This is a genomic window from Thermoflexus hugenholtzii (assembly GCF_018771565.1).
In the GTDB taxonomy this organism is placed as follows: Bacteria; Chloroflexota; Anaerolineae; order Thermoflexales; family Thermoflexaceae; genus Thermoflexus; species Thermoflexus hugenholtzii_A.
This window is the reverse complement of the sequence record NZ_CP076326.1, coordinates 879,816-906,424: the sequence shown is the minus strand read 5'-3', so window position 1 is coordinate 906,424 and position 26,609 is coordinate 879,816. Positions and strand designations below refer to the sequence as shown.

General features: G+C 65.6%; 22 protein-coding genes. All 22 read right to left on the bottom strand.

The features are described from left to right. Nucleotides 1-15 precede the first annotated feature (15 nt). The 22 genes from atpA to nuoL all read right to left on the bottom strand — a co-directional run bounded on the left by atpA (nt 16) and on the right by nuoL (nt 26,606). A complete protein-coding gene (gene atpA / locus KNN16_RS04130) occupies nt 16-1,707 on the bottom strand; it encodes a F0F1 ATP synthase subunit alpha (protein WP_314185346.1) in 1,692 nt (563 codons plus the stop codon). 175 nt (nt 1,708-1,882) lie between these two features. Further along, nucleotides 1,883-2,869 (bottom strand): M42 family metallopeptidase, encoded by a 987-nt coding sequence (locus KNN16_RS04125; RefSeq protein ID WP_303899125.1) that lies wholly within the window; start codon nt 2,867-2,869, stop codon nt 1,883-1,885. 40 nt (nt 2,870-2,909) lie between these two features. Continuing rightward, nucleotides 2,910-4,151 carry an ABC transporter ATP-binding protein gene (locus KNN16_RS04120; RefSeq protein WP_299288599.1) on the bottom strand — a complete coding sequence of 414 codons (1,242 nt, stop codon included), beginning with the start codon at nt 4,149-4,151 and terminating at the stop codon, nt 2,910-2,912. 17 nt (nt 4,152-4,168) lie between these two features. Beyond that, on the bottom strand, nt 4,169-5,047 hold the full coding sequence (gene sucD, locus KNN16_RS04115) for a succinate--CoA ligase subunit alpha (protein ID WP_299288596.1): 879 nt from the start codon (nt 5,045-5,047) through the stop codon (nt 4,169-4,171). Between the two features lie 39 nt (nt 5,048-5,086). Next, nucleotides 5,087-5,455 (bottom strand): nucleotidyltransferase domain-containing protein, encoded by a 369-nt coding sequence (locus KNN16_RS04110; protein ID WP_303899121.1) that lies wholly within the window; start codon nt 5,453-5,455, stop codon nt 5,087-5,089. Then, a complete protein-coding gene (locus KNN16_RS04105; protein WP_303899119.1) occupies nt 5,430-5,813 on the bottom strand; it encodes a HEPN domain-containing protein in 384 nt (127 codons plus the stop codon). Before KNN16_RS04105 ends, KNN16_RS04110 begins: the two co-directional genes overlap by 26 nt. Continuing rightward, nucleotides 5,810-6,991 carry an ADP-forming succinate--CoA ligase subunit beta gene (sucC, locus tag KNN16_RS04100; RefSeq protein WP_303899117.1) on the bottom strand — a complete coding sequence of 394 codons (1,182 nt, stop codon included), beginning with the start codon at nt 6,989-6,991 and terminating at the stop codon, nt 5,810-5,812. Before sucC ends, KNN16_RS04105 begins: the two co-directional genes overlap by 4 nt. Then, nucleotides 6,988-7,377, bottom strand: coding sequence for a hypothetical protein (locus tag KNN16_RS04095; protein WP_303899115.1), 390 nt, complete (start codon nt 7,375-7,377; stop codon nt 6,988-6,990). The genes sucC and KNN16_RS04095 overlap by 4 nt, the downstream gene beginning before the upstream one ends. 8 nt (nt 7,378-7,385) lie before the next feature. Beyond that, nucleotides 7,386-7,772 (bottom strand): nucleotidyltransferase family protein, encoded by a 387-nt coding sequence (locus KNN16_RS04090; RefSeq protein WP_273096595.1) that lies wholly within the window; start codon nt 7,770-7,772, stop codon nt 7,386-7,388. Nucleotides 7,773-7,847: 75 nt separating this feature from the next. Continuing rightward, the gene (locus KNN16_RS04085) at nt 7,848-11,225 is read right to left on the bottom strand and encodes a flippase activity-associated protein Agl23 (RefSeq protein ID WP_303899110.1); all 3,378 of its coding nucleotides are present in this window, start codon (nt 11,223-11,225) and stop codon (nt 7,848-7,850) included. A gap of 159 nt (nt 11,226-11,384) precedes the next feature. Beyond that, on the bottom strand, nt 11,385-12,998 hold the full coding sequence (locus tag KNN16_RS04080) for a hypothetical protein (RefSeq protein WP_303899108.1): 1,614 nt from the start codon (nt 12,996-12,998) through the stop codon (nt 11,385-11,387). Then, entirely contained in the window at nt 12,995-15,457 is a 2,463-nt protein-coding gene (locus KNN16_RS04075; RefSeq protein WP_303899106.1) for a DUF2298 domain-containing protein, read from the bottom strand. Before KNN16_RS04075 ends, KNN16_RS04080 begins: the two co-directional genes overlap by 4 nt. 30 nt (nt 15,458-15,487) lie before the next feature. Further along, complete coding sequence (locus KNN16_RS04070; protein ID WP_303899103.1) at nt 15,488-16,372, bottom strand: PD-(D/E)XK nuclease family protein; 885 nt, start codon at nt 16,370-16,372, stop codon at nt 15,488-15,490. Nucleotides 16,373-16,504: 132 nt separating this feature from the next. Continuing rightward, entirely contained in the window at nt 16,505-17,239 is a 735-nt protein-coding gene (atpF, locus tag KNN16_RS04065) for a F0F1 ATP synthase subunit B (RefSeq protein ID WP_303899101.1), read from the bottom strand. A 36-nt stretch (nt 17,240-17,275) separates the two neighbouring features. Further along, nucleotides 17,276-17,536 (bottom strand): ATP synthase F0 subunit C, encoded by a 261-nt coding sequence (gene atpE, locus KNN16_RS04060; protein ID WP_088570111.1) that lies wholly within the window; start codon nt 17,534-17,536, stop codon nt 17,276-17,278. Nucleotides 17,537-17,626: 90 nt separating this feature from the next. After that, nucleotides 17,627-18,946, bottom strand: a complete 1,320-nt coding sequence (locus tag KNN16_RS04055) for a F0F1 ATP synthase subunit A (RefSeq protein WP_303899097.1) — start codon at nt 18,944-18,946, stop codon at nt 17,627-17,629. Between the two features lie 61 nt (nt 18,947-19,007). Continuing rightward, nucleotides 19,008-19,337, bottom strand: coding sequence for an AtpZ/AtpI family protein (locus KNN16_RS04050; RefSeq protein ID WP_303899095.1), 330 nt, complete (start codon nt 19,335-19,337; stop codon nt 19,008-19,010). 138 nt (nt 19,338-19,475) lie between these two features. After that, nucleotides 19,476-20,930, bottom strand: coding sequence for an NADH-quinone oxidoreductase subunit N (locus tag KNN16_RS04045; protein WP_303899092.1), 1,455 nt, complete (start codon nt 20,928-20,930; stop codon nt 19,476-19,478). Between the two features lie 26 nt (nt 20,931-20,956). Next, complete coding sequence (locus tag KNN16_RS04040; RefSeq protein WP_303899089.1) at nt 20,957-22,516, bottom strand: NuoM family protein; 1,560 nt, start codon at nt 22,514-22,516, stop codon at nt 20,957-20,959. Between the two features lie 31 nt (nt 22,517-22,547). After that, complete coding sequence (locus KNN16_RS04035) at nt 22,548-22,862, bottom strand: UPF0175 family protein (RefSeq protein WP_303899087.1); 315 nt, start codon at nt 22,860-22,862, stop codon at nt 22,548-22,550. A 12-nt stretch (nt 22,863-22,874) separates the two neighbouring features. Beyond that, complete coding sequence (locus tag KNN16_RS04030) at nt 22,875-24,419, bottom strand: NuoM family protein (protein ID WP_303899084.1); 1,545 nt, start codon at nt 24,417-24,419, stop codon at nt 22,875-22,877. Between the two features lie 42 nt (nt 24,420-24,461). After that, the gene (gene nuoL / locus KNN16_RS04025) at nt 24,462-26,606 is read right to left on the bottom strand and encodes an NADH-quinone oxidoreductase subunit L (RefSeq protein ID WP_303899081.1); all 2,145 of its coding nucleotides are present in this window, start codon (nt 26,604-26,606) and stop codon (nt 24,462-24,464) included. Between the last annotated feature and the right edge of the window lie 3 nt (nt 26,607-26,609).

Here is a 26,609-nt window from a genome sequence, read left to right as displayed (position 1 = left end):
CGTCCAGGCCTCCTCTCATCCCGCCAGCCAGCCGCGGTTGAACTCCTCGATGGCACGGCGCAGCTTCTCCTCGGTCTCCTTGGTGATCTCCTTACGTTCCGCGATATCGCGGCCGACCTCGGGATAATTTGTGGCCATGAAACGCAGGAACTCCTTCTCCCACTGGCGCACCTTCTCCACCGGGATGGCGTCCAGGTAGCCGTTGGTTCCAGCGAAGATGACCATCACCTGCTCCTCCAGGGGCATCGGCTCATACTGGGGTTGCTTGAGGATCTCCGTCAGCCGCTTGCCCCGCTCGATGATGGCCAGGGTGGTCTTATCGAGATCCGATCCGAACTGAACGAAGGCAGCCAGCTCCCGGAACTGGGCCATCTCCAGGCGCAGGCGCCCGGCCACCTGCTTCATGGCCTTCGTCTGGGCTGCGCCCCCTACCCGAGAGACCGAGATCCCCACGTTGATGGCCGGACGGATGCCGGCGTTGAAGAGGTCGGTCTCCAGATAGATCTGGCCATCGGTGATGGAGATCACGTTGGTGGGGATGTAGGCCGAGACGTCTCCCAGTTGAGTCTCCACGATGGGCAGCGCCGTGAGGCTCCCACCGGAGCCCTTCACTTTGAGGATTTTGAGGTTCTCCTTATCGGGACGGGCCTCCAGGGCCTTCAGGGCCTCCTTATAGCCCAGAGGGCCGGTGTAGACTTTCCCGTCGACGCCCTCCTGGGCATCCTCGGGAGCGTCCTTCGGCACGATGATGTATTTGTTGGCCAGCCGAGCGGCGCGCTCGAGAAGCCGGGAGTGGAGGTAGAAAATGTCGCCCGGGTAGGCCTCTCGGCCGGGCGGACGCCGGAGCAGCAGGGAGACCTGGCGGTAGGCCCAGGCGTGCTTGGTAAGATCGTCGTAGACGATGAGGGCGTCGTTGACCAGCTGGCCGTCGACGATCACCCCGTTCTCCATCACCTCCTCCCCCATGGCGCAGCCCGCGTAGGGGGCGATGTATTGCAGGGCGGCGGGGTCGGAGGCGGTGGCCGCCACCACGATGGTGTAATCCATCGCGCCGTAGCGCTCGAGGATATCGACCAGACGGGCCACCTGGGCGCGCTTCTGACCGATGGCCACGTAGATGCAGACCATCCCCTTGCCCTTCTGGTTGATGATAGTGTCCACAGCGATGGCGGTCTTCCCCGTCTGGCGGTCGCCGATGATCAGCTCCCGCTGGCCACGCCCAATGGGGATCATCGCGTCGATGGCCTTGATGCCCGTCTGCACCGGGGTGTCCACGTCCTGGCGCTTGGTCACACCGGGGGCGATGCGCTCGATGGGCCGGTAGCGATCCGTGACGATAGGCCCTTTCCCGTCCAGGGGTCGGCCCAGGGGGTCCACCACGCGACCCAGGAGGGCCTGGCCGACCGGCACCGAGGCGATGCGGCCGGTGCCCCGGACCTTCATCCCCTGGCGGATGCCGCTGAAATCTCCCAGGATGATGACGCCGACGTTATCGCGCTCCAGGTTGAAGGCGATGCCCATCACGCCGTTCTCGAACTCCACCAGCTCGCTGGCCATCACGTTGCGGAGGCCCGAGCAGCGGGCGATGCCATCCCCGGCCTCGAGGACCTCGCCGATCTCGGCGACCTCCACTTCAGGGGTATATGCCTCAATGCGCTGCTGTAAAGAGGCAATCAGCTCCTGCCAGGCGTCCGTCCGATCCGCCATCGTCCACCTCACGTCCAGTGGGATATGGGAACCCCGCTTCGACCCCGTTGTGAAAGGCGTCACGGGGATAATTATAACTCAGACAGCTTCCCTTCATGACCTCAGATGGGCCACCGTCTCCGTGTCCAGGCGTTGCACCAGGGCTGTGACCAGCGCGATGGCTCGTTCGATATCGTCACGATGGACAATGCCCCCCATGACTATGGATATGTCGAGCGGGGACGCCGAGGACCAGCGTGGGCACCCCTCCTTTATGCAGATGAATGACGCCGCCGTCCGTGGCGCCTCCCTCGATCACAGAGAACTGAATGGGAATCCCCAGGGCGCAGGCGGTTTCCACCGCCAGATCCCGTAGGCGGAGGTTCGGGATCATGCGAGCATCGTAGACGACGATGGTGGGACCACCGCCCAACTTCACCGTAGACTCCTCGGGCTTGATGCCCGGAACATCCCCAGCGATGTCCGATTCCAGGATCAAGGCCACCTCGGGGTTCACCTTCTCCACACTGGTGGCCGCCCCCCGCAGGCCCACCTCCTCCTGGACCGTCGCCACAGCGTAGACGGTGTTGGGGTGCCCCTCTCGGGCCAGGCGGCGCATGACCTCCACCAGCACCGCGCAGCCCACCCGGTCATCGAAAGCCTTAGCGAGATACGCCTTGCCACTGGCCAGCACCTGGAACGGCGCCAGGGGCACGATGGGGTCGCCGATACGCACCCCGGCCTCCTCCACCTCCTTCGCCGAGGTGGCACCGATGTCGATATACATATCCTTTTTCTCGACCACCTTCTTGCGCTCATCCGGTGGAAGCAGATGAGGTGGCTTAGCGCCGATCACGCCGATCACATCTCCTTTATGTGTCTTGATGACAACACGCTGACCCAGGAGCACCTGATCGAACCATCCACCCAGGGGGGTGAAGCGAATGAAGCCTTCGGGAGTGATGTGCTTGACCATGAAGCCGATCTCGTCCATGTGGGCTGCCAGCATCACTCGAGGCCCGCCTTCGCCGCGCCGGCAGATCAGGCTGCCGATGTTGTCCTGCTCGATCTCCCCCAGGCCCTCCAAGAGACGACGCATCACTTCGCGGACCTCCGTTTCATAACCCGGGACGCCGTGGGCCTCGGTCAAGACCTTCAGCAACCCCTCCAGATCATCGCTCATCGTCTGCCTCCTGATTCATCGTAACGTAAGGAACAAGCGCTTACAGGACGGAAAGGCTCTGTGGGACCGAGAGCCGCTCGTGATCCCAGCGGCCGCCCATGGTCATCAGGCCATAGCGCTCCGGATGCCGGCCGCGCACCACCCGGAAGACATAAGCCCGATCGTGATAATCGAAGATCTCGCTGTCCCGCTCATCTGTGGCAGCCACCGAGATCAAATAGGTGCCCTCCAGGAGCGGAAGAGTGGGGATCGTATAGATGATCTCCCCCTCTCCCTCCACCCAAGGGATCTCGAAACCGGAGAAGGCTGTGTTGGGGCCGCAGATGTGAACCCCATCCTGTCGATGGATGGCCAGGCCGAAGATCGGTCGCTCGATTCGCTCCCGCGCACGATAGCGCATATGGATCCGGATGGTCTCCCCGGTCTCGAAATGATAGCGCTCTCGACCATCGCCGTCGGTCAGGTAGACCCGCTCGATCCGCACGCGCCCGCTCCCCCGGCGCGCGGGCACTTCCTGCCGATTGTGATCCCGAAGAGCCTGGTCCTCCCGCTCGCGGACCTGATCCAGATAGGCCTGGACCACACTGGATGGCATCCCCTCCATCCGGATCCGACCGTGATCGAACCAGAAGGCGCGGTGGCAGAGCCGCTGCACCGCTTCCAGGTCATGGGAGACCAGCAGGATGGTCACTCCGGCCTGCTGGAGGGCCATCAGATGATCCACACATTTGCGCTGGAAAGCCGCGTCGCCCACCGCCAGCACCTCGTCCACCAGCAAGATCTCGGGATCCAGGTAGACGGAGACCGCGAAAGCCAGACGGACATACATCCCGGAGGAGTAGTGCTTGACGGGGACATCGATGTAGTCCTCCAGCTCGGCGAAGGCGACGATGGCCTCCAGGCGGCGGGCCATCTCCCGGCGGGAGATGCCCATGAAGGCGCCGTTCAGGAAGACATTCTCCCGGCCTGTCAGCTCCGGGTGGAAACCCACCCCCAGTTCCAACAGGGCGGCTACCCGTCCCCGCACCTCCACCCGGCCGGACGTGGGCTCCAGGACCCGGGCGGCGAGCTTGAGCACAGTGCTCTTGCCCGCGCCGTTGGGCCCGATCAGACCCACGGTCTCACCGGGCTTTACCTCGAAGGAGACATCCCGCAGCGCCCAGAAAACCTCCGCCGGAGGTCGCCGCCAGAGCCGCCACCCTTCGACGAACAACTCATGAAAGGAGCGAGGGCGCTGGCGATGGGCATGGAACCGTTTGGAGACCCGGTCGAAACGGATCATCGCGCCATCCATACGTTTCACGCGCGGACACCGAGCCGGCTGGCCACGATCTCCGCGATCTCCTCCGGATGGCGGGCGACAGGGATGCCCACGCTTTCCAGCTTGGCGATCTTCTCCGCAGCGGAGCCGGTCCCTCCCTCGATGATCGCCCCCGCATGCCCCATGCGCTTGCCCGGAGGCGCCGTGCGCCCGGCGATGAAGGCCGTTACCGGCTTGCTCATCTTCGTGGCGATGAAATCCGCCGCCCGCTCCTCCTCCGTGCCGCCGATCTCGCCGATCAGCACAATATGCTCCGTTTGTGGATCTTCCTCAAACATCGCCAGGACTTCTACGAAATTGGTTCCAGGGATGGGATCGCCGCCGATCCCCACACAGGTGCTCTGGCCGATGCCCCGCTGACTCAGGGCCGCGATCACCTCATAGGTCAGGGTCCCCGAGCGCGAGACAATGCCCACCGGGCCCGGGCGGGTGATGTGGCCAGGGATGATCCCCACCTTGCATTCCCCCGGGGTGATCAGGCCGGGTCCGTTGGGCCCGATCAGCCGCACACCCTTACGATCCAGGTAAGCCCGGACCCGAATCATGTCCTGAACGGGGATCCCCTCCGTGATGCAGACGATCAGGGGGACTCCCGCGTCGGCCGCTTCCAGGATGGCGTCGGGGGCGAAGCGGGCAGGGACGAAGATCACCGAGCAGTTGGCCCCGGTCGCCTCCACGGCTTCCTTCACAGTGTCGAACACCGGGATCCCCAGGATCCACTGCCCGCCCTTGCCCGGGGTGACCCCGGCCACCACCTGCGTGCCGTATTCCAGCATCTGCTGGGTGTGGAACTGGCCTTCGCGGCCCGTGATCCCCTGCACCACCACGCGCGTGTTGCGATGGACCAGGATGCTCATCGCCGATCTCCTCCTCGAAAGGATAACCTCCGCCCGCTCTTATCCGCCGGGTCCCGCGTCCTCCTCCCGCCGCCAGAGACACCGACCCTCCCGGAAGGCGATCCAGACCAAAGAGCCGGGCTGCCCGGATAGGGCACGCGCCTCCTCCTCTGTGTAGACGAATATCTCAAGAGGCAAATCCGAGCGCAGAGGAATATACCGCAGCGCACGATCCTCGAAACGCCCCTCCGCTTCGCGCACGATCAACAGCAGATCCACATCGCTTCCCGGCCACTCTTCCCCTCGCGCGTAGGATCCGAACAGCCAGACCTCTCGAACCTCCTGCGCCGGCTCGATGACCTCCTTCAACCAGCGCTCCAGGCCGCTCTGGATCCTCTGACGGTCAGCTTTCCAAATCCGCACGGACATAGCTCAGGATCTCCTCAGCGAGCCGGATGGCCTCCAGCGCTTCATGGCGGGTATATAGTTCAAAGGGTGCCCCGGCCGGATGGGCATTCGGATACCGTGGGCCGATGTAATATTTATCCAGAATGCGCGCCGCCTCGAGCAGGCTTTCAGGGATCTCCTCGCCGAGCTGCTCCAGCAACAACCGCACGGAATGCCCCCAGGCGATCTGGTTTCGCCTCATATAGAGGGCTTTCAAGGCTTTCTCCGCAGCCTGTTGAGCTGCGAAGCAGGCCCAAGCGTAATCCTCCAGCCGCACGCTCTCTCGAGCATGCCGCAGATCCGCCTGAGCCTGTCGCCACCAGTCCCGCCATCGGTTCATCGCCGCTGCTCCGGCCCGGACGGGGAGGATCCGTGCCCATCCCCGGCCAGGCGCACGACCTGCTGGGCGGCCTCCACGAGGGTGGTGGCCGTATACAGGGTGACCCCCTGGGCCTGTTGCAGGATCGCCCGGCCTTCGGCCTCGTTGGTCCCTACCAGCCGGACGACCACAGGCACACGCGGGCGGACCATCTCAAAAGCGGCCAGCATCCCTCGGGCGACCTCATCGCAGCGGGTGATGCCACCGAAGATGTTGATCAGGACCGCTTTCACGTTGGGGTCCGAGAGGATCAAGCGCATGGCCGCTGCCACGCGCTCCGCGCTCGCGCCGCCCCCGATGTCCAGGAAGTTCGCCGGGCGTCCTCCATAGAGCTGGATGATGTCCATGGTCGCCATCGCCAGGCCGGCTCCGTTGACCATGCACCCGATGTTGCCATCCAGCTGCACATAGCTGATCCCATACTTGCGGGCCTCCCGCTCCGTCGGCGTCTCTTCGTCCTCATCGCGCATGGCCGCCAGATCCGGATGACGGAACAGGGCGTTGTCGTCGATGATCACCTTTCCATCCAGGGCCAACAGCGCCGGGCCGGGCACCACGGCCAGGGGGTTGATCTCCGCCAGGGTCGCATCGTTCTCCTCGAAGCAGCGATACAGGCCGAGAGCGATCTGGGTGAAGGAAGCCCAGAGGGAACGATCCAGCCCGATCCCTGCCGCCAGGGTCCGGGCCTGATATTCCCGCAAGCCGAGCTCCGGCTCAATGATCACCCGAACAATCTTCTCCGGCGTGGTCCGGGCGACCTCCTCGATGTCCACACCGCCTGCCGAGGAGGCCATGGCCACGACCCGCCGGCGCGCCCGGTCGATGGTGAGCCCCAGGTAGAGCTCCGCCTGGATCTCCGCCGCCTCATCCACGAGGACCCGGCGCACAGGCAGGCCTTTGAGGGTCATGCTGAGGATCTGCTCGGCGACCTGTTCCGCTTCCTCGGGGGTGCGGGCCAGGCGGATCCCCCCTGCCTTGCCGCGCCCGCCCACCAGGACCTGGGCCTTGACAACCACCGGCTTCCCCAGCTCCTTGGCGATGGCCCGGGCTTCCTCCGGGCTGGTCGCCACCTTCCCCCGGGGGATCGGGATCCCATACCGCGCGAAGAGCTGTTTGGACTGGAACTCATGCAGCTTCATTGTTCCTCCCCCTGCGTTGAACTGGAGATCTCTGGATGCAGACGCTCCAGGAACTCCCGAAACGCCTGAAGGTCATGGGAGACATCTTCAAAGCACTTCGGGAGGCCGCGCGCCAGCTCCCTCAGGCGGGCTCGATCGAACACAAAGGCATAGACGTTTCGAACCACATGGCGGAACCGACGGTATTCATCGAGACAATCCCGCGTGCTACGCCGGAGCACTGCCGGTCGGAGGGAGGGGATCTCCAGGCTTGCCTGAGGCAAGAGCTCCTCATGCCAGTGGGGACCCTCCGGCACTGCCTGATCCACCACGAAGCGGGTCGCGCGTTCCACCACCCGCCGCAGATCCTCCAGATCCCCCTCGATTCGACCGATCCGCAACCGCACCTCAGGCCTCACAGATCCACCCCCTCTTCTTCAATGCGGCGAAGCAGCCGGGGCGCATCCCGAAGCGCTTCCAGAGGAACGAGATCCACGCGGAAATCCGGGGCCAACTCCGCCAGGGCAGCCTCCGCTTCGCCCAGACGCTCGGGGGGAACACCTTCCACCGCCAGATCGATATCGGAGCGCTCCCGGAACCACGGGGTGGGGAGCGAGCCGAAGGCCCGCACCCGACGGGCGCCGAAGCGTTCCTTTAATAATCGGGCGGCGGCACGGGCCACCGCCCAGGCCCGCTCCTGACGCCGGGCCCGCCGGGCTTCCTCCTCCGCCCAGCGCCGTCGCCAGGCCTCACGATACGCCTCCAGTTCCTCCGGGGTGAGATCCGCCGCCGTCTTCGGCATCCCCCACGCTCTGGAAAAGAGATCCGAACCCGATTATAGCACGTGCCCTCCTTCACGAACGATATCGGCGCACCTTTACGGGACCTGGAAGGCCATCACCCGGTGGCCTCCGGAGTCCACCACCCACACCCGCCCGTCAGGCCCGACGGCGATCCCCTGAGGGAGAAGGAACGAAGCGGCGTCATCCCCATACTGGCCGAAGGCGAGAAGGGGCTGCCCCCGGGCATCGAAGACCAGAACCCGGAAGCCGGTGGGGTCGGTGACGAAGATCCGACCGCGGGCGTCCACCGCGACATCGGGCTTGGTAGTGGGGGACTGATCCAGCCATCCCGCGATCTCCCATGACCGGACGGGCTTCCCTTCCGGCGTCAGGATCTGGATCCTCCGGTTCCACGTGTCGGCGATCACCAGATTGCCGTCCGGCAGGACGGCGATGCCCACCGGCTCGTCCAGCCGCCCGGGCTCGACGCCGGGCCCACCCCAGGCCGTTAGGAAGCGCCCCTCACGGTCGAAAACCTGGACGCGCTTGTTGCCGGTGTCCGTGACATAGACGCGATCGCCATGGACCTGAAGGCCCCGGGGCCCGAAGAAGGTGCCGGGCTGGTCCTGCGGATCCTCCACCCGAGCGAAGCCGCCCCATGCGCGGAGGAAGCGGCCGTCGGCGGTGAACTGCTGGACCCGATGGTTCCACAGGTCCGCCACATAGACCGTGTCATCGGGCCCCACGGCGATCCCCCAGGGCTCGTTGAACTGCCCGGCGCCCAGCGGCATCGGCCCTGGACCGTCGGGATCGATACACCCCGGGGCCCCACTCTCATAAAGGGCGCAGAAGGATCCCCATGTCCGCAGGAGCCGGCCGTCCGGGGAGAAGACCTGCACCCGGTGGTTGCGTCCATCGGTCACATAAAGGGTTCCGTCCGGCCCAACGGCGATGCCGTGGGGCTCCTGAAAGCGCCCGGGTTCACTTCCGGGGCCTCCAAGGATCTGAACGGCGGTCAGGCTCCGGCTCACAGGGGCGTAAGGATCCGGCGGCGGCGTGGGCGCGGCGAGCGCCTGCTGAGGACGCAGGGGCCAGGCCTTCGCCGCCACATCCTTTCGGATGAAGAGTTTGAAATCATGGGCCAGCGGCCAGTCCTCAAGGGTGTGGGTTTTCCCGGTGATCTGATCGTAGCGGGTGTAGTCCCGGCTCCAGAAGATGTCCCAGAGAGCCGCCCGCCGCGCCGGATCCAAAAGCCAGCGCTGGAGGCGCTCCCAGGTCAGCTCCCGGTAATCCTCCATCGGCCACCAGATCAGATGGTATAGATAAGATTCATGGGTGTTGCGGAGGGCGTTCTCCACCTTATACCAGTTGGCGCTGCCCACCAGGATCACCGGGGCCTCCAGGTCCTCGCGCCGCGGGTTCTCTCCGAAATAGCGCTGCCTCCAGTCCCGCAGATACCAGGTGAAGGGCCAGGAGCTGTCGTTGTCGTAAGCCACCGTCACCGCGTCCCGCCCGAGGGCGCGGGCGATCTCCTCGATACGGCGCATGGCGATCTTCACACCGGGGGCGCCGTGGGCGTAGACCCCGTGCTCCAGGGCCAGGTCGTAGTTGATGAAGTTGAAGCGCCAGGCCACGTGAAGGGTGGCGAAGAGGAGAACGGCCAGGACGGCGAGGGCGAAGGACTGAAAGAGCCCGGCAAGGCCGAGACGCGGGCCCAGGTAGACCCAGCCCCCTACAACGGCTCCTATGCTGATCAGAGCTGCGATGACCTGGTTGGCTGCCCGGAGAGATTCCAGGGTCGGGGCCTGCATGGCCAAGCGGGCCTGAGGCCAGGCCGTCAGAAGACCCAGGAGGGCAGCCCCAAAGGGGAGGATCAGCAACGCGGCGACGGCTCCGCCGCCCCGCCACCACCGGCCCCAATCCAGAGCCCCCAGGGTGTCGTTCAGGAAGGTCGCGGAAAGCAGGATCATGGGGACCGTAAGATGGACCGTGAGCCATGGCATCTTCTCCCCGGCCAGCGTGTAAGCGACCCACGAGAGGATCACCCAGAACCCCAGGAACCCCCGAAAGGCAGCGTCCAGAGGGGTGGGGAATGATGCCCCTGCAAGCCATCGCCCGGCGTAATAACCAAGGGCCGGCAGGGAGAGCAGGATCGGCATGAACTCATACATCGGGGCGATGACGAAGTAATAAAAGAGCGGCTGGCTTCCCCGCTGGACGCACTGCTGCGCCATCCAGTAGCCCAGGGAGCCGATGTAGCCGGTGGCGATCCCTGCGCCGTTGGTAAAGAAAGTCGTGAACAGCGGGAGAGTGATCCCGAAGAAGATCCCCATGAGGATCAGCCAGCGCCCCGGATCCCAGGCCATCCCGAGGGCGGTGCTCAGGGCCCCGAAGAGCAAGAAGAGGACAAGGACTCGAATCATCTCCCCGGTGATCCCGCTGAAAGAGCCGCTTTCGAAGATCGACACGGGGACGAAGACGCGGTCGAAGAGGAGCTGCGAAACGGGATTCAGCCAGATCAGGGCGGCAGGGGAGAGCATCCACAGGCTCAGACCCCCGATGACGATCATCAGGTTGAAGGTCGGCTGCTCCTGCAAGCGGGCCCGCCCCCATTCCGCCAGCCGCCACACCAGGATCCCGACCCCGGCCAGAGCGATCAACCCGCCAGCCAGAGCCCACCGCTGGCCCCATTCGGAGATGGACTCCGGCTGACAGAGGAAGGCCATGGGGATCTTCGTCGCGTTTTGCTCCAGCCCCCACAGCGCCAGCCCACCCCCGAGGAGAAGCAGCGCAGTCCCCCCTCCCAGTATCAGGCGGTCCTCCCCGGACCAGCGGGGATCCCGGAGGACAGCTGTGGTCCAGGCGAGGAAGAGCAGCAGGCCGAAGATGGCCAGGTAAATGAAGGCCGCCTCCATGGTGGTGTAGAAGAGGGCGACGATCGCCGCCAAGCCGTAGAGCCAGCGGTCCTGTCGGGTTTCCATATAAGCGAAGATCATCCAGACGGTGAGGACCGCCCACAGAGCCATCAGGCCCTCGTCGCGGATGTAGCGGCTGTGATACATCACCATCGGGGAGATCAAGAAAAAGAGAGAAGCGGCAAAGCTGCCCCAGCGACCCAACCAGCGGCGCATGAAGAGGGGCAGCATCACCAGGGCGATCCCGGCCAGGGCCACGGGAAGGCGTCCGGTGAAATCGTCCGCCCCGAACAGAAGATAAGCGAGGGCGTCGAGATGGAACTTGAGGGGACCGTGCATAAGGGGAGTATGTTGAAAACCTTTGCCTTTAAAGAGCTCATAGGCGTAGTAGACGTGGAGGCTTTCGTCGTGGCTCATCACCCGCTCCCCCAGGCGCCAGAGGCGGGTGAAGACGGCGGCGGCCAGCAACATCGCCCAGGCGAGGCGCTCCGCCGGCGTCAGATCCTCCCAGAGGGCCCGCCATCGGGATCGTGCAGGAACCCGGATCGTTGCCTCCATCGCTCCGCTCCTGCGAAGATGCCGGAGGCGGATTATAGCACACGCGAGGGCTTCTCGTGCCAGGCGCTGCTTCGAACGACGATTGAAAATCGGTCGCTATAAGCCGAAGTCGAGAGGCCATCACCACAGAAGCAGCAGAAGCGGCTTCAGCCGCGACTTCTACTGCGCCCGCGCCCAGAGGATCCAATACCGTGTGATCAGGCCTTCCGCTCCGCGGAGATCCATCATCGCCGGGAAGACGCGCCCCACCCAGCGCACCGGATCCAGACCCGGAGCCATCCCCTCCGGAGCGATCCAGAAATCCGCTTCGTCAGGATCCCGAAGGATCTTCACCCGATGCAGGCGGAACTCCCGCAACGTCCACTCCCAGAAAGGCGCTTCCTCATCCGGGTCCACGATCCCTACCCGCAGCGCACCGTGCCCCCCGGGGCGCCATCGGGCCTCCTCCCGCAGTGTCTCCACCAAATCCCGCAAGGCCGGGGCAGCCATCTCCGCTTCGGACAGACCGGGTATCGGATCAACACGACGGATCAGCGCAGCGCTCGTCGCCAGCTGGGCCAGGCCCGCTGTAAGAAGAACCGCTCCCAGGATCCCAACCCAGGCCGGGCTCCACAACCGAGCCCTCCCCCGCGGGCTTTCTTCCTCGGGATGCATCAGGCCCTCGACCAGGAAGAGGGCGAGGATCAGGACCCCGATGACACCTCCTATGCTGAGCCAACGCATCCATGGATCCGGGGCCTCGACGTGCAGCACCATCCAAACCGTTCCGATGGCGATCCCCCCGATCCCGAAGCCGACGCCGGACGCATCCGCCCGCAGGGCCGGCGCGAGGACCTCCCATCCCCGCTGAACCGCCAGCCCGGCCAGCAACGTCCATGGCAGGAGCACCACGGCGTGCTCCGTGAAAGGAGCGCTGAACCGAGCAAGGCGCACCACCGTCACCAGCGCCGCGCTGACCCCCACCGCGATCCCCCGCCGATCCCCCATCCGTATGCTGAAAAAGGCGCCCGCCAGCCCAAGGAGCAGGAGGGGCGCTTCCAGGCGGACCAGGGCGGCCAGGGAGGCCCACCAGAGGGCGAGGCCCTCCGGGGAGAAGCCCCTCCACCAGGCGGGGAGCATCTCGATGGCCTCTCGGACGCCGCTCCCCCGAATCCCTCCCCAAGTCCCAACAAAAAGAACGGTGGCGCCCAAAAGCCCCAAGGCCTTCCAGCGGGGAAAAGCGGGATCCGGAGGTTCCAGGGCGAGCGCGGGGAGAAGGGCCAGCACGCCGGTCCAGAAGGCCGGCCCGGCTGTCACCCCGATTCCCAGAGCCACGGCCGGACCGATCCAGCGGGCTGAATGGGAGAACCCCCCGAAGGCCAGGGCGGCGGCCAGCGTCGCAGCGGCGATGGCGTTGCCATCCGGGAAGCGAGCGGCCATCACGGCGGTGGGGGAAACGGCCCAAAGGATCGCTCCCCCGATCGCGGCTGCGCGTCCGGCAGGGTGTAGAAAGTTCCACAGGGCCAGGACCGTGAGGGCGCCGGCCAGGGCGCTTCCGGCGCGCATCCAGCCTTCATCGGGTCCAAAGAGGGCGAAGACCATCTTGCTCCATCCGGCGAGCAACGGACTGCCTTCAGAGGGCAACTCCCCGCCTCGCCAGGCCGCCCACGCTTGCGCTGCTTCCCCGGGCGACGCCGGCCGCGCCCCCAGGTCCCAGGCCCGCAGGGCCAGGGCCAGCCCGAAAAGCCCGAGGAGGATCCACCGGTCCTCGCTACGGCGCGACGGGTCCTTCATTCCCGCCTCCGGTAGATCACCGTCTCCCCATGGCGGAAAACCGGGTCCATCAGCAACTCGAACTTCCGCAAGACAGAAGGCGAAAACAGCCTGCGCTCCGTCTGACCGACGATCACGTAGACGACGCGATATTTCTCCAGGAGCGCTCGGGTCTCTTCGAGGTCCGGGGATTGCCAGAGGATCCGGAGATCGGGCTCGCGGCGGGCGATCTCGGCGTAGGATCCTCGCCACTGATGCTCGTGGCCGCCCCAGCCCAGCACGGTGGGCAACCCGGTGTGCGCGGCGAAGCGCCCGATCTCCGGTTGGAACGAGATCCCTTCCCAGCCCGGCGCCTCCAGGATCACCGGCGTGCCCGGCACGTGGGCGTTCAGCCACTCGATCGCCGCCAAGTCATCCGAGGCCGACTGCGCGAGGTGAGCATAGCCGTCCAGCGTCGGCGGTCGGGAGAAGAACTCCGCTTTGACCGGGATCATCAGGATCGGATAGAGGGCGGCCAGGGCGATCATGCCGGTGAACCCGATCGCGAGGGCCGGGCGTGCGCGACCCCCTCGCTCCCAGAGCGCTCCCATCGCCCAGGCCAGGGCCAGGCCCCACAGAACCCACACCTGATAGTAGAGCTTGAACACCGTGTTCATCCGGGTTCCGAAGAAATCCCGGATGTAAACGAACTCCACCGCCCAGGCCAGGGCGGCCCCGAAGACGATCAGCAGGGGGATGAAATCCTCGCCCTCCCGGTTCGCCCGCCGCCAGAGTTGCGCCGCCCCGATCGCCATCCCGGCTAAGAGCATCGGGACCCATGGCCCGCTTCCCGGCAACGCCCGGCCGCCCACCATCACCGTTCCATCCCACAGGCGCCCCCAGACCCACGGCTCCAGAGCGCTCAGGTCCACAGGAAGCGGAAGGTTCTGACGGGCCGCGATCTCGCGCAACCCGAAATACAGGCTGACCCACAGCGCCACCGGGATCCCCCCGAGGCCCAGCGCGCCGCTCAGCACGCCGGCGGCCCAGCGCCGAAGGCTTCCCTGCCCTTCCCGGGCTGCGCGCCATGCCTGCGCGAGCAGCCCGGCCGCGATCCCAACGACCTGGAAGCCGAACATGACCATAAACTGAGGCAGCCGCGTGCCGTTATGGAAATTGGGAAGCAAACCGCCCGCCTGGGATCGAAAGCCGAGGTAGAAGGGGAAATATAAAGCCCATCCCAGCACGAGGATCCCGATCCCCAGGCCCGCGATCTCCCGAAGCCAAGCAGAGGGGGAGCGCCCGGCGCGCCATGCCCCGAGCCCCCAGGCCGCAAGCCCCAGCCCGGTGTAGATCGGGAAATCCCAGGTGTTCAGGAAGGCCAGCCCGCCGAACGCCACCGGCAGGATCCAGAAAGGCGGCCCATGGGCCTCCAGAAAGCGAAGCAAGGGCTTGACCGACCGGTCCGACTGGAAGCCGGGGAACCTTTCCCCAGCCCGGAAAAGGGCCAGGGCAAGGGCGATGGCCATGAGGTTGAAGGGCAACGCCAGCACATGGGGATGGAGATCCCCGAGCAGGAAGCTGAACTGAGGGAATTCGTCGATGACCTCCTGGTGCTCGCCCTCCGGCGTGTAATCCCGCACCACCCGGGAGGCCCGCCACCAGACCCAGGGCCGCTCCAGCGGGGGCCAGCATGCCGGCCATGGACGAGCAGGAGGCGACGCGTTCAGCTCCGGGATGTCCAGCCAGGCCCAGAACCCGGGGTCCCGGATCCAGCCGCACGAATGGGCCAGATCCAGGATCGCCTCTCCGTTCCCCGCCAGGCCCACCCAGAAGGCCGCGAGGAGGGCAACCGCCCCCGCCATCCGCGGTCGGCCCGGCCGATCGAGCGCCCACAAGTTCCACCCCACGCCGGCGGCCGCCAGCAGCGTCAGGGCGAACCAGGAGGAGACCCCGAGGTTGAACGTGATGCGGGCCGGCAGGCCAGAGAGCTCGGTGAGAAGCCCCAGGAGGATGTAGCCGAAGTAGTAATAGCTGATGGCGAAGCCTGAGAGCCAGGGATCATGAGGAGGGAAACGCGCTGCCCGCACCACGGCGCTGAGGAAGGCCAGCTCCATCGGCTTCTCGGTGTAGGTGATCTCCGGATTGTAAGTCCGGAAGAGGGTCCAGCCGGCGAAGGCGAGGGCGAAAAGGAGTTCATAGAAGAGAACCTGACCCAGGCGCGCGCGAAGCCATCCCCACGGGGATTCCCCGGCCCGCCCGGCCAGCCAGAGGCCCAGGGCGAGGGTGAGCCCCCCGGCGGTCAGGGCACCCCCGGCGGAGGATGGCAGCAGCCCCAGGTTGCCACCCCACCACCAGAGGAAGCCCATCAGCAGCAACCCCAGAGGCCGCGCGAAAGCCAGCCCGCGGTCCGGCAAGGGACGGAAGACAAGGAACGTGAGCGGCCAGGCCGCGAGGGCGATCAGGGTGAGCAGGAACCACCAGAGGAGCGCGGAGAGCATAGCACGCGCCGGATCGGGCCTCGCCCGCACTCAACCCCCAGCGGGAGGCTCCGGGGGGACGTCTTCCGGATAAGTGTAGATCTCCATCCCCATCTGCCGGGCCAGATCGCGGGCCCGCGGATCCACCATGGGGGAAATGAGGATGCGCCGGGCGACCGGCAGGCCGGTGCGGCGGGTGTAGAACTCGGCTTTCCGCTGGAAGGCTGCCCCATCGCCCCGGCTAACTGAGGAGCGGATCTCAATCAGGATGGCCTTCCCATTCCGGATCACCGCATCGATCTCCACCTGGTCGGGGCGCCCGAAGACGTAGCCCTCCGGGTCCATCGCGAGGAAGCGGTCCACCTGCCAGCCCGCCTCCTGCAACAGCGCGGCCATCCCATCCCGGAAGGCGGCCTCGCTGTGTAGACCCCAACGAGCCCCGATAGCCCCAATGGTCGCTCCCAGGCGGCGGATCTCCTGGGAATGCTGATCCACAGCCGCCAGAAGCCGTTCGATCACCTGGGCATGACGCTCCACCTTTTCCATTAGCTGTCGGATGACCTCCGAATGCTCCCCCAAACGCCGGGAATGCTCCTCCACCCGCTCCATCAGACTCCGAATAACCTCCGAATGCTCCCCCAAACGCCGAGAATGCTCCTCTAAGCGAGCCGTCATCACCCGGATTGCGTCTGAGTTCGCCTGGCTGGTCTCGATCAACTGCTGGACCGCTTGTGTCAGCCCGGTCAGCATCTGTCGATCGGACTCCCGTTGTTTTTCCATCTCCCGGCGGAAGTCCCGGAGCTCCGACAACACCTCCTCCCACGGTCGCAGCGCCTCGATGAGGGCCTCCCGGAGGACCTGGCGGATCGCCGGGTCCTCCCGAAGCCACTGCGGCAAAGCCTGTCGCACCGCCTCCTTGAGGTGCTCCACGGCCATGGGTCCTCCCTTTAGACGGAAAACTCCCCGTTTATTCTACATCCGAGTTCAAAGAGATGGGCAGAGCGAAAAGACAACGGAGCCGGGGCCACGCGTGGTCCCGGCTCCATCCGGATCGCGCGAAGCGGGTCCTCAGCCGATGAGCGCCGCCCGCAGCCCTTCCATTCGGGCTCGCACGCTGCCGTCCACCACCCGATCGCCCACCCGAAGGATCAAGCCCCCCAGGATGGTGGGATCCACGCGGAAGACGATCTCTCCGAGGGAATCCAGGCGGGCGGCGAGCTCCTGACGGATACGCGCCTTCTCTTCCTCCTGGAGGGGGAGAGCGCTGATCACCTCCACGCGCTCCCCCTTCAGACCCCGGAGCTCGTCTAAGGCTTTAGGGGGGATCGCGGTAAAGAACTCCTGGATCAGGCGTCGGTGTCGGGATTCATCCAAAGCGTCCCCCACCACGCGATGGGCCGCCGCCAGGGCCAGGGCGGCGATCTGGTTACGCAGCTCCCCCAGAACGCGCTCCCGCTCCCGTTCGGCCTCCTCCCGGGCCACCTCAAGGATGCGCTGAGCTTCCGCCCGCGCTTCGGAGAGGATCTGGGCGCGCTGCTGCTCCGCCTGGCGCACGGCCTCGGCGACGATCCGCTGGCGCTCGGCCAGGGCCTCCTCCAGGATGCGCTGGCGCTCGGCCTGCATGCTCGCCCGCAGCTGCTCCGCCGCCTTCGCATCCTCCAGTCCCTTCTCGATCAGCGCCCGTCGCTCCTCCAGGGCCTTGAGCACCCGGGGGAAGACAAAACGGGACAGCAGAAACCAGATCACCAGGAAGTTGAGGATCTGGGCGATCAGATAGATCGGGTTGATCCCAAGGGCCTCCAACGCCAGCCTCCCGGACCTCGAGGTTCAGGTGTTCGACTACGCGACGAACTTCAGGAGCAGCGCCACGACCAGCGCGTAGATTGCAATGGCCTCAGCGAACGCAATGGCCAAAATCATGTTGAGCTGGATCTGCGGGGTCGCTTCGGGGTTACGCCCGATCGCCTGCAAAGCCCCGCTGGCCAGAAGCCCGATGCCGATCCCGGGGCCCAACGCCCCCAGGCCGATCGCCAGACCGGCTCCCAGCACGCTCAACGCCTGTGGCGAAAGGATCTCCTGCGCCAGAATCAACCCCAACATCTTAGATCCTCCTTATGAGAGATTTTTTGGTTTGCGACAATCCGGCACGCGCCGGCACCGAACAGGCCGGCTCCGGATCCTTCGCTTCGTTCAGTGATGACTCTCCGAATGCTCCTCCCCATGCCCGGCTGTCGCCAGGGCGATGAAAACCAGGGTGAGCATCATAAAGATGAAGGCCTGGATCAGCCCCACGAAGATCTCCAGGCCGTAGAAGACCGCCGGGATCAGAAGGGGGAGCAGGAAGATCATGATCCCCAGCAACACGTGGCCGGCGAAGATGTTCCCAAACAATCGGAAGGAGAAGGAGACGATCTTGGCCACCTCGCTGATCAGCTCCAGGAGGCTCACGAAGAACTCAATGATCCCCATGAAGCCGCGGCGGAGCGCCTTCACGTTGAAGAACTTCCAGAAATAGCCCGGTCCCAGGGCTCGCACTCCCCACACCTGCACCATGAAGACCGCCACAAGGGCAAGCCCGATGGTGAAGTTCAGATCGGTGCTCAGGGCGCGGAGATAGGGAACCAAGACGAAGCCGGTCCCATGGGCTTCCCCGGCTTTTGCGCTTCCCTCCGCGTGCCCTTCACCCTCTCCATGCGCGCCCGCCTTCGAACCGGAGGCCTCCGCAGGAGCCGCCGCCGGCTCTGCTGTCAGCAAAGTGATCGGACCCCAATGAAGGACCGCATAGCCCGGCTCAGGGCCGTGGGCAGGCTCCACCTTCCCGATGGAATCGAAGCCGGGGATCAAGCCCAGCCAGTTCGCCGTGAGCACCATCAGGAAGATCGAAGCCACCAGCGGGAAGACATGGCGAGCTCGGGGGCCCAGGACCACCTTGGCTAGGTTCTCATACAGCGCCTCCACGAGGAACTCGAAGAGGTTGACCAGGATCCCCAGGCCGCGCACCGGAGGCGGGAGCGGGCCTGCCCGTCGGGCTGCCAGGAAGCCCAGCCCCAGGACCACCAGGTCCACCAGAACCATGGCCACCATGGTGTTGGTGAGCGGGGCGCCGAAGAACAGAGGGCCGGTCAGCGGCTCCGGCTTCACCAGGATCACCGGCAGCACGGTCTTGATCGGCTTGCCCGCCACGGAGAGCCCCTGCCCCAGGGTGCCGAAAAACAACGAGGTCCCCAGCACGAAGCCCAGGATCAGGGGGACCACCACCAGCCTCTGGAAATAACGGATCACCCGCGTATCCCGCAGCCCCCACAGCACCAGGGCGATCACAAGAGCATCGACCACCAGAAACCCGATCAGCCCGCCCGCCGAGGGGAAGGAGATCACGCCCAGCCCGCCGATGAGCGCCCGCAGGCTCCCCAGCAACCAGAACGAAGCCTGTCCTCCCACCCCGCACGAGAGCAGGGCGATCAGCCCCAACAACGCATAAGGACCCATCCGTCGGATCAACTTCCCCATTGCGGCGTCTCACCCTCCCGGATTGGTTGATCGATTCATCCGCCCGGAGCATCACCGGGCTTTATCCAGCCGCCTCTCCAGGATCATCCGGCTCGTCTTCCTGCCGGAGCCTGGCGGGGCCGGGGCCTCGCCTCCCGGGTTGCGTTCCCTCCATCCGGAATCGGGAGGCTGCGGTCATCGCCGTGCGGACCATCACCACCAGGCCCAGAGTCGCGCCGGCGATCATGCAAGCCGCCGTCAGCACCGGCCGGGTCCCCAGCCGCAGATCCAGCCACAGCCCGCACAGCATCGCCCCCACCACAAACACCACCGGGATGAACCCGATCTGGGAGAGCGCCCCCGCCAGCGCTAAGTTCCAGGCCCGGATCCACCATCGTCCAGGGGATTTCATCGAAACCGCTTGCCTGAAGGTTTCTCAGCTCCGGCTTCGCGCCTGCTGAGCCACACGACCATAATGATACCGGCCTGCCCGTCTGTCGACAAGATCCCTCCCCGAAAATTCACACCCGTCAGCCGGTTTTGATCCGGCTCAGAAGGCCTGGGCGGCCATCTGCGCCAGCTGGTAAAGCGGATAGACCAGCACTGTGAGCAACAACACTCCCGCCACGGTGAACCACAAGGTGAAACGGGCCGGGCGGGAGATCCACACGGGCTTCCCTTCCTCGGGCGATCGGTCCACATACATCGCCCGAGCCACCATGATGTAGTAATAAAACGCCACCATGGCGTTCAGCACCCCGGCGATGGCCAGCCAGAGCAATCCGCTCTCGATGGCCGCGGCGAACACGAACAGCTTGGCGAAGAAGCCGACCAGCGGAGGGATTCCCCCCAGGGAGAGGAGGGCAGCCAGCATCGCCAGGGCCAGGCCGGGGGAACGTCGGGACAGCCCCGCCAGGTCCCGGATCTCCTCGCTTCCCGTTACGTTGGTCATGATCACCGCAACGGCGAAGGCAGCGATGTTGGTCAAGGTGTAGATCCCCAGGTAGAAGATCGAGGCGGCGATCCCCAGGGGGCTGGCCGCTGCCACCCCGATCAGGATGTAACCGGCCTGAGCGATGCTCGAGTAGGCCAGCAGCCGCTTGAGGTTGCGCTGGGGGATCGCCAGGAGGTTCCCCACGGTCATGGTGACGAAGGCCAGGGCCGAGATCAGGGCGACCCAATTCCCCTGCACCGTGGGGAAGGCCTCGATCATCGCCCGGATGAGCACGGCGAACCCGGCCGCCTTGGAAGCCACCGAGATGAAGGCGGTGATCGGCGTCGGCGCCCCCTCATAGACATCCGGGGTCCAGAAATGGAAGGGCACGGCGGAGACCTTGAAGCCGAACCCTACCAGCACCAGCAGGAGGGCCGCCATCACCGCCGGAGAAGGCAGCGCTCCCAGGGCCTGGGCGATGCGGGCGTAGGCGATCTCCCCGGTGAAGCCATACAGAAGGGCCAGGCCATACAGCATGATCGTGGAGCTGAAGACCCCGAACAGGAAATACTTCAGCCCCGCCTCCGCGGAACGCGGGGTGTCCCGCAGATATCCCGCCAGCAGATACAGGGCGATCCCCACCGTCTCCAGGGCCAGATACAACGTCACCAGGTTGACCGCCGCCCCCATCAGGCCCATCCCCAGGATCGAGAGGAGCAGGAGGGTGTAATACTCGCCGCTCTGGCGCAGGGGGCGGAAATCCATCGAGATCGCCACCGTGAGGATCCCTGCGAGCAGGAAGATCAGGCGGAACAGCATCGCCGCAAGATCCGCTCGCACGGATCCACCGAACGCTTCATAGGGGGCCGCCATCCCTCCGGCCAGCTGTGCCGCCTGGACCGCTGTCACCCCCAGGGCCACGGCCAGCCCCCCGATGGCCCAGTAGCCCAGCTCCCGCTTGCGTCCCTCCGGCAGCCAGGCGTCCGCGGCCATCGTCACGACCGCCGCGACCACCAGCACGATCTCCGGCAGGACCGACCAGAGATGCGCCCACCAGGACAGCTCGCTCATCCATGCCTCCTCTGGATCAGCGGATCTCAACGGAGGGAGGCCAGCATCGCCCCGTGCAGCAGCGCCGCGATCGGCTCCACTCCCGTCTGGATCAGGTCGGTCATCACCCGCGGGAACACTCCGATCAGGACGAACCAGACCGCCAGCGTGACGATGGCCACCTTATCCAGGACGGTCACGTCCCCCACATGGGGGTAGCGCTCCCGGTTCAGCTCCCCAAAGAACGTGGCCTGGAGCGCCCGCAGGATGTAGGCGGCGGAGAGGGCGATGCTGGGCGCGGCGAGGATCGCCACCCAAGGATACCACCAGGCGGTGTCCCGGGCCGCCCAGATCCCTGCGAAGACCTGAAACTCCGCGATGAACCCGGAAAAGCCCGGCATCCCCATCGCCACCAGGCCGCCCAGGACGAAGCCCAGGGTGGCCATCGGCATCGCCCGGGCGAACCCGCCCAGGTGGGCCAGATAACGCGTGTGCGCCCGGTCGTAAACCATCCCCACCACGGCGAAGAGGATGGCGGCCATCACCCCGTGGGAGAACATCTGCAGCACAGCCCCTGTCAGCCCGGTGACGTTCATCGCCGCAAACCCGATGGTTACGAAAGCCATATGCCCAATGCTGGAGAAAGCGATCACATACTTGAGATCCTCTTGCACCAGGGAGATGGCCGCCGAATAGAGGGCCGCGACCACCGCCAGGAAGACCACGACCGGCAGCCAGTAGACCGCCCCGCCGGGCATCAGCTCGATCCCCACCCGCAGGGCGCTGTAGGCCCCCACCTTCATCACCACTCCGGCCAGGAACATCGAGCCCGCCGTGGGAGCCGCCGAGTGTCCATCCGGCACCCAGTTATGGAACGGCCACAAACCGGCGGTGACCGCGAACCCCAAGAAGACGGGAAGAAACCACAGGTGATCAAAGCGCACCGTCTGGCCGAACACCTCCACCGGCCGGGCGAAGGCCCCTCGAGCCGCCAGCTCGCGCAACACATCCATATCGAACGTGCGCACCGGGGACACAAAATACAGGGCCAGGGCGCCCACCAGGGCGATAATGGACCCCACCAGCGTGTAAAGCACCAGCTTCATCGCCGCGTATTCCTTGCGGGTGGAGCCCCAGATGGCGATCAGGAAGTATTTGGGGAAGATCGCGATTTCGTAGAAGAAGAACAGCAACACCAGGTTGCGGGCCACGAAGACCCCCATGATGCCGCTGGCCAGAAGCAACATAAAAGCGAACAGCTCGTGGGGGCGGTCCTCGATGTTCCACGAGACCAGCACGCCGGTGAAGAGGACCAGGGCGGAGAGCAGCACCAGGGGCAGGCTGACGCCGTCCACCCCCACATAGTAGTGGATGCCCAGCTGGGGCAGCCAGGAGATCCGCTCCACGAACTGATAGCCGCCGGCCGAGCGGTCGTAGGCGAGAAAGGCCCACAGGGCCAGCAGCAACGTGAAGCCGGAGACCGTGGCCGCAAAGACCCGCGCCGCCTCCTTCTGATGGCGCGGGATGAGCAACAAGATGAGCGCCCCCACCAGGGGCGTGAAGACAATGAAGCTGAGAATAGGAAGCGTCACCGCCGGGATCGTCATCCTTCACGCTCCAAAGATGAGGGTAGATCGTTCAACAACACGCACCGACATTCAGGAAGTCCTCCAACGCTCGGATCTCGGCCAAGGCTTCCGTGCGATCTGCAGTTCCCAAGCGCAAGGGCACGCCGTAGCGCTCCAGGATTTCCTTCATGCTCTCAACGCTGACCCTGGCGATAGCAGCCGCTTGAGCCAGGGTCAGCTCGGGATCCGTTCGATAGCGATGCACCGCCAAGGCCACCCGCAAGTGTGGGCGATCCTGAAGCAAAAGGCGCAACGCCTCCTCCATTACCTTCTCTTCGCTCTTATATAGGCCTGCTTCTACCAAGTCACGGATCCGGATCTCCATAAAGCGCCTCCTTCATCCGAACAGCCCGCGCAAGGCCGCGTCCAGGGTGGGCACGATCCAGGCCGGCCACAGGCCGGTGAGCAACATGAAAGCCATCAGCGGCGCCACGGCGATCAGCTCCCGCCAGCCCATGTCCGGCAATCGGGCCCACTGAGGATTCAGCGGCCCATGCAACACCTTCTGGATGGCCTTCATAATGAACGCGCCCGTGATGAGCAGCCCGAGCATGGAGAGGGCTGTGAGGGCGGTGAACACCGGCCAGGCCCCCTGCACCACCATATACTCCGCCACGAAGCCCGCCAGGCCCGGCAGCCCCACCGAGGCCATCGCGCAGTAGATCAGCACCCCACCGTAGCGGGGCATCCGCGTCCACAGCCCCCCATAGGCCTCCAGATCCCGGGTGTGCGTGCGATCGTAAACCACCCCCACCAGGGCGAACATCGCCGCCGAGGAGAGGCCGTGGGCAAACAGCTGCAGCGCCGCCCCGTTCACCGCCATCAACGCATGATCCCGCACCGCCGGGTTGCCCAGGGCGTAGCCGGCCACGGCGATCCCCAGCACCACAAAGCCCATGTGGTTCACCGAAGAATACGCCACCAGCCGCTTGAAATCCCGCTGGCCCAGCGCCGCGTAAGAGCCCAGGACGATGGCCGCGGTGGCCAGGAGGGCCAGGGCAACGGCGAACCGGGCGGATTCCGCCGGAAACAGCGGGAAGACGATGCGCAGGAAGCCATAGGCCCCCAGCTTCAGAAGGATCCCCGCCAGGATCATCGAGCCCGCAGTGGGCGCCTCGGTATGGGCGTCCGGCAACCAGGTATGGAAGGGCCAGACCGGCACCTTAATGGCGAAAGCGATCACGAAGGCCCAGAAGACGATGGCCTTCACCACGTCCATCGGAACCCCCGCCAGGGTGCCCTGAAGGGTCGGCCAGCGCCGGCTGATCTCCAGCAAATCGAAGGTCCCACCCTGCGTTCCCCCCAGGGCCGCCCAGATCAGCTGGATCCCCAGCAGAAGCCCCAGAGACCCCGCCATCGTGTAGAGGATGAACTTCAAGGCCGCGTAATGCCGCCGCTCCGGTGCCCCCCAGTTGTTGATCAGGAAATACATGGGCACCAGGCCCAGCTCCCAGAACAGGAAGAAGAGCACAAGGTCCAGGCTGACGAACACCCCCAGGATCCCTGTCTCCAGGGCCAGGAAGAGGGCGAAATACGTCCGGGGATCCTGCGTGATGTTAAAGGAGACCAGGACCCCCAGGGGCGTGAGCAGCGCCGTCAGGAAGATCAGCATCACGCTCAGGCCATCCACCCCGAGGAAGTAGCTGGCGTTCACCTGGGGGAACCAGACCGCCCGCTCCACGAACTGGAAGCCCGGGCGGCTCCGGTCGAAGTTCAACCACAGCCAGATGGAGAGGGCCAGCGGGATCAGGCTGAAGGCCAGCGCCAGGCCGCGCTGCAGCCGGACGCTGTCCCGCGGCGTCAGAGCGATGAGTCCCGCCCCCAGCAACGGGATGAACGTGATCAAAGTGAGGATCGGGATCGGCTGCCCGAAGAGCGTCATCGCCGGCTTCCCCCTTCCGCCTTCAGGATCACAGGCATGACTTCAGAACCCCCGCAACATGGGCGCCACCGTGTAAAGCACGATGAAGCCCAGAACCCCCAGCACCACCACCAGCAGATAGTTCTGAACCAGGCCGGTCTGCAGGGCCCGCAGCTCCCGGCCCGCGGCCTTCACCGCCTCCCCGATCCCATCGCCGATGCCGTTGACCACGACCCGATCGAAGAGGCGCAGGGCGCCTCCCATCGACCAGACCGCATCGGCGACGCCGTGGAGGAACCCATCGATCACCACCCGATCCATAAAGAACGCCACGGCCCGCTCGGCCAGCCACAGGGTCGGCTGGACAAAGACACGATGGTAGAGGTCGTCGATATACCAGCGGTTCCGAAGGAAGGTGTAGATGGGGCCCAGGCGAACCAGAGGATCCGGCTCGCCTGCCGCCAAAGGACGGCGGGCGTAGACCAGCCCGCCCAGGGCCAACCCGGTCAGCGCAATGAGGGAAGAAAGCACGACCGGGACGGCGTTGAAGGGCAGGGCCTCGGGATGCTCGAGGAGGGTCCCGCCCACGAATTCATGGAACCAGTTCTGCCCAAACAGCGCGCCCAGAACCGGGAACCCCTCCGGCACCCCCACGTAGCCTCCCAAGACCGCGAAGAGAGCGAGGATGATCAACGGCATGGTCATGGAAGCCGGGCTCTCTGCCGCATGAGCGGCGGCTGGGGACCGAGGCTCCCCGAGGAAGGTCAGGGCGATCTGGCGCATCGTGTAAAAGCCGGTGAGGACGGCGGCCGTTGCCAGCAACAGGAAAACCAGCAGCGGCAGGAGCTCCCCTTTCTCGAAAGCCCCGTGGAAGGCCTCCCCCAGGATCTCATCCTTGCTCCAGAAACCGGCCGTGATCAGCGGGAAGCCCGCCAGGGCCAGCCCGCCGGCCAGGAAGGTCCAGAAGGTTATCGGCATCCGCCGGGCCAGCCCACCCATCTGCAGCATATCGTTGGGATCGAAGGGCTCCTCATGGCTATGGCCGTGGCCGGCGTGATGGTGCCCGTGCTCCATCGCATGGATGACCGAGCCGGAGCCCAGGAAGAGCAGCGCCTTGAAGAAGGCGTGGGTGATCAGATGGAAGGCCGCGGCCACGTAGGCCCCGATCCCCACCGCAGCCAGCATGTAGCCCAGCTGGGAGATGGTCGAATAAGCCAGCACCCGCTTGATGTCGTTCTGCGCCACGCCCATCGTGGCCGCCATGAAGGCCGTGAAGGCGCCGATCAGGGCCACAACCCAGAAGGCGGTCTCCCCGCCCAAGCCGTGCTGACCCGCCTGAAGCAACGGGAACATCCGGATGGTGGTGTAGACGCCGGCCGAGACCATGGTCGCGGCGTGGATCATCGCGCTGACCGGGGTGGGACCCTCCATCGCGTCGGGCAACCACACGTGCAGCGGGAACTGGGCGCTCTTGCCCACCGTGCCGGCGAACAGCAGCAGCGAGGCCAGGGCCGCCACCGAGAGGCCGGCCACATAAGAGGGCGTCTCCGCCAGAACCTTCAGAGTCTCCGGGTTCCGCAGAATGTCGTGAAAGTTCAGGGTGCCGGTCTGAGCGTAGAGGTAGGCGATGCCCAGGAGCATCAACACATCGCCCACCCGGGTGGTCATGAAAGCCTTCACGGCGGCGCGGTAGGCCGAGGGCTTGCGATACCAGAAACCGATGAGGGCGTAGGAGCAGAAGCCCATCACCTCCCAGCCGATGAACAGCATCAAGAGGTTGTCCGCCACCACCAGCAGCAACATCGCCGCCTCGAACAAAGAGAGCAACGCGAAGAATCGGCTGTAGTGGGGATCCCCTGCCATGTACCCCACGCTGTAGATGAAGATCATCAACGAGACCAGGGGGACCATGAAAAGCATCACCGCCCCCAGGGGATCCACCAGCACCCCGAACTCCAGGGGTCGCGCCCCCACCGGCAGCCAGGGGATGCGGGCGGCGATGGGATGCTCCCCCAGGTGCTCGATTCGGAGGGCGCTCCAGAACACCACCTGGGAGAGGACGAAGGAGATCGCCACCGAGCCGATGGCGAGGGTGTGGCTGAGGCGCTTCCATCGGTTCGCGAAGAGCGAGATCATCCCGAAGGCGATGAACGGCGGCCACGGGATGAGGGCCGTCAACAACGCCAGGATCGTCCCCTGGTTCTCCATTCC

Bases quoted from the DNA above. Each gene is read 5' to 3' on its own strand.
- atpA (WP_314185346.1), bottom strand. From the start codon at position 1,707: ATGGCGGATCGGACGGACGCCTGGCAGGAGCTGATTGCCTCTTTACAG.
- KNN16_RS04125 (WP_303899125.1), bottom strand. From the start codon at position 2,869: ATGAGCGATGATCTGGAGGGGTTGCTGAAGGTCTTGACCGAGGCCCAC.
- KNN16_RS04120 (WP_299288599.1), bottom strand. From the start codon at position 4,151: ATGATCCGTTTCGACCGGGTCTCCAAACGGTTCCATGCCCATCGCCAG.
- sucD (WP_299288596.1), bottom strand. From the start codon at position 5,047: ATGAGCATCCTGGTCCATCGCAACACGCGCGTGGTGGTGCAGGGGATC.
- KNN16_RS04110 (WP_303899121.1), bottom strand. From the start codon at position 5,455: ATGTCCGTGCGGATTTGGAAAGCTGACCGTCAGAGGATCCAGAGCGGC.
- KNN16_RS04105 (WP_303899119.1), bottom strand. From the start codon at position 5,813: ATGAACCGATGGCGGGACTGGTGGCGACAGGCTCAGGCGGATCTGCGG.
- sucC (WP_303899117.1), bottom strand. From the start codon at position 6,991: ATGAAGCTGCATGAGTTCCAGTCCAAACAGCTCTTCGCGCGGTATGGG.
- KNN16_RS04090 (WP_273096595.1), bottom strand. From the start codon at position 7,772: ATGCCGAAGACGGCGGCGGATCTCACCCCGGAGGAACTGGAGGCGTAT.
- KNN16_RS04085 (WP_303899110.1), bottom strand. From the start codon at position 11,225: ATGGAGGCAACGATCCGGGTTCCTGCACGATCCCGATGGCGGGCCCTC.
- KNN16_RS04080 (WP_303899108.1), bottom strand. From the start codon at position 12,998: ATGAAGGACCCGTCGCGCCGTAGCGAGGACCGGTGGATCCTCCTCGGG.
- KNN16_RS04075 (WP_303899106.1), bottom strand. From the start codon at position 15,457: ATGCTCTCCGCGCTCCTCTGGTGGTTCCTGCTCACCCTGATCGCCCTC.
- KNN16_RS04070 (WP_303899103.1), bottom strand. From the start codon at position 16,372: ATGGCCGTGGAGCACCTCAAGGAGGCGGTGCGACAGGCTTTGCCGCAG.
- atpE (WP_088570111.1), bottom strand. From the start codon at position 17,536: ATGTTGGGGTTGATTCTGGCGCAGGAGATCCTTTCGCCACAGGCGTTG.
- KNN16_RS04055 (WP_303899097.1), bottom strand. From the start codon at position 18,946: ATGGGGAAGTTGATCCGACGGATGGGTCCTTATGCGTTGTTGGGGCTG.
- KNN16_RS04050 (WP_303899095.1), bottom strand. From the start codon at position 19,337: ATGAAATCCCCTGGACGATGGTGGATCCGGGCCTGGAACTTAGCGCTG.
- KNN16_RS04045 (WP_303899092.1), bottom strand. From the start codon at position 20,930: ATGAGCGAGCTGTCCTGGTGGGCGCATCTCTGGTCGGTCCTGCCGGAG.
- KNN16_RS04040 (WP_303899089.1), bottom strand. From the start codon at position 22,516: ATGACGATCCCGGCGGTGACGCTTCCTATTCTCAGCTTCATTGTCTTC.
- KNN16_RS04035 (WP_303899087.1), bottom strand. From the start codon at position 22,862: ATGGAGATCCGGATCCGTGACTTGGTAGAAGCAGGCCTATATAAGAGC.
- KNN16_RS04030 (WP_303899084.1), bottom strand. From the start codon at position 24,419: ATGACGCTCTTCGGGCAGCCGATCCCGATCCTCACTTTGATCACGTTC.
- nuoL (WP_303899081.1), bottom strand. From the start codon at position 26,606: ATGGAGAACCAGGGGACGATCCTGGCGTTGTTGACGGCCCTCATCCCG.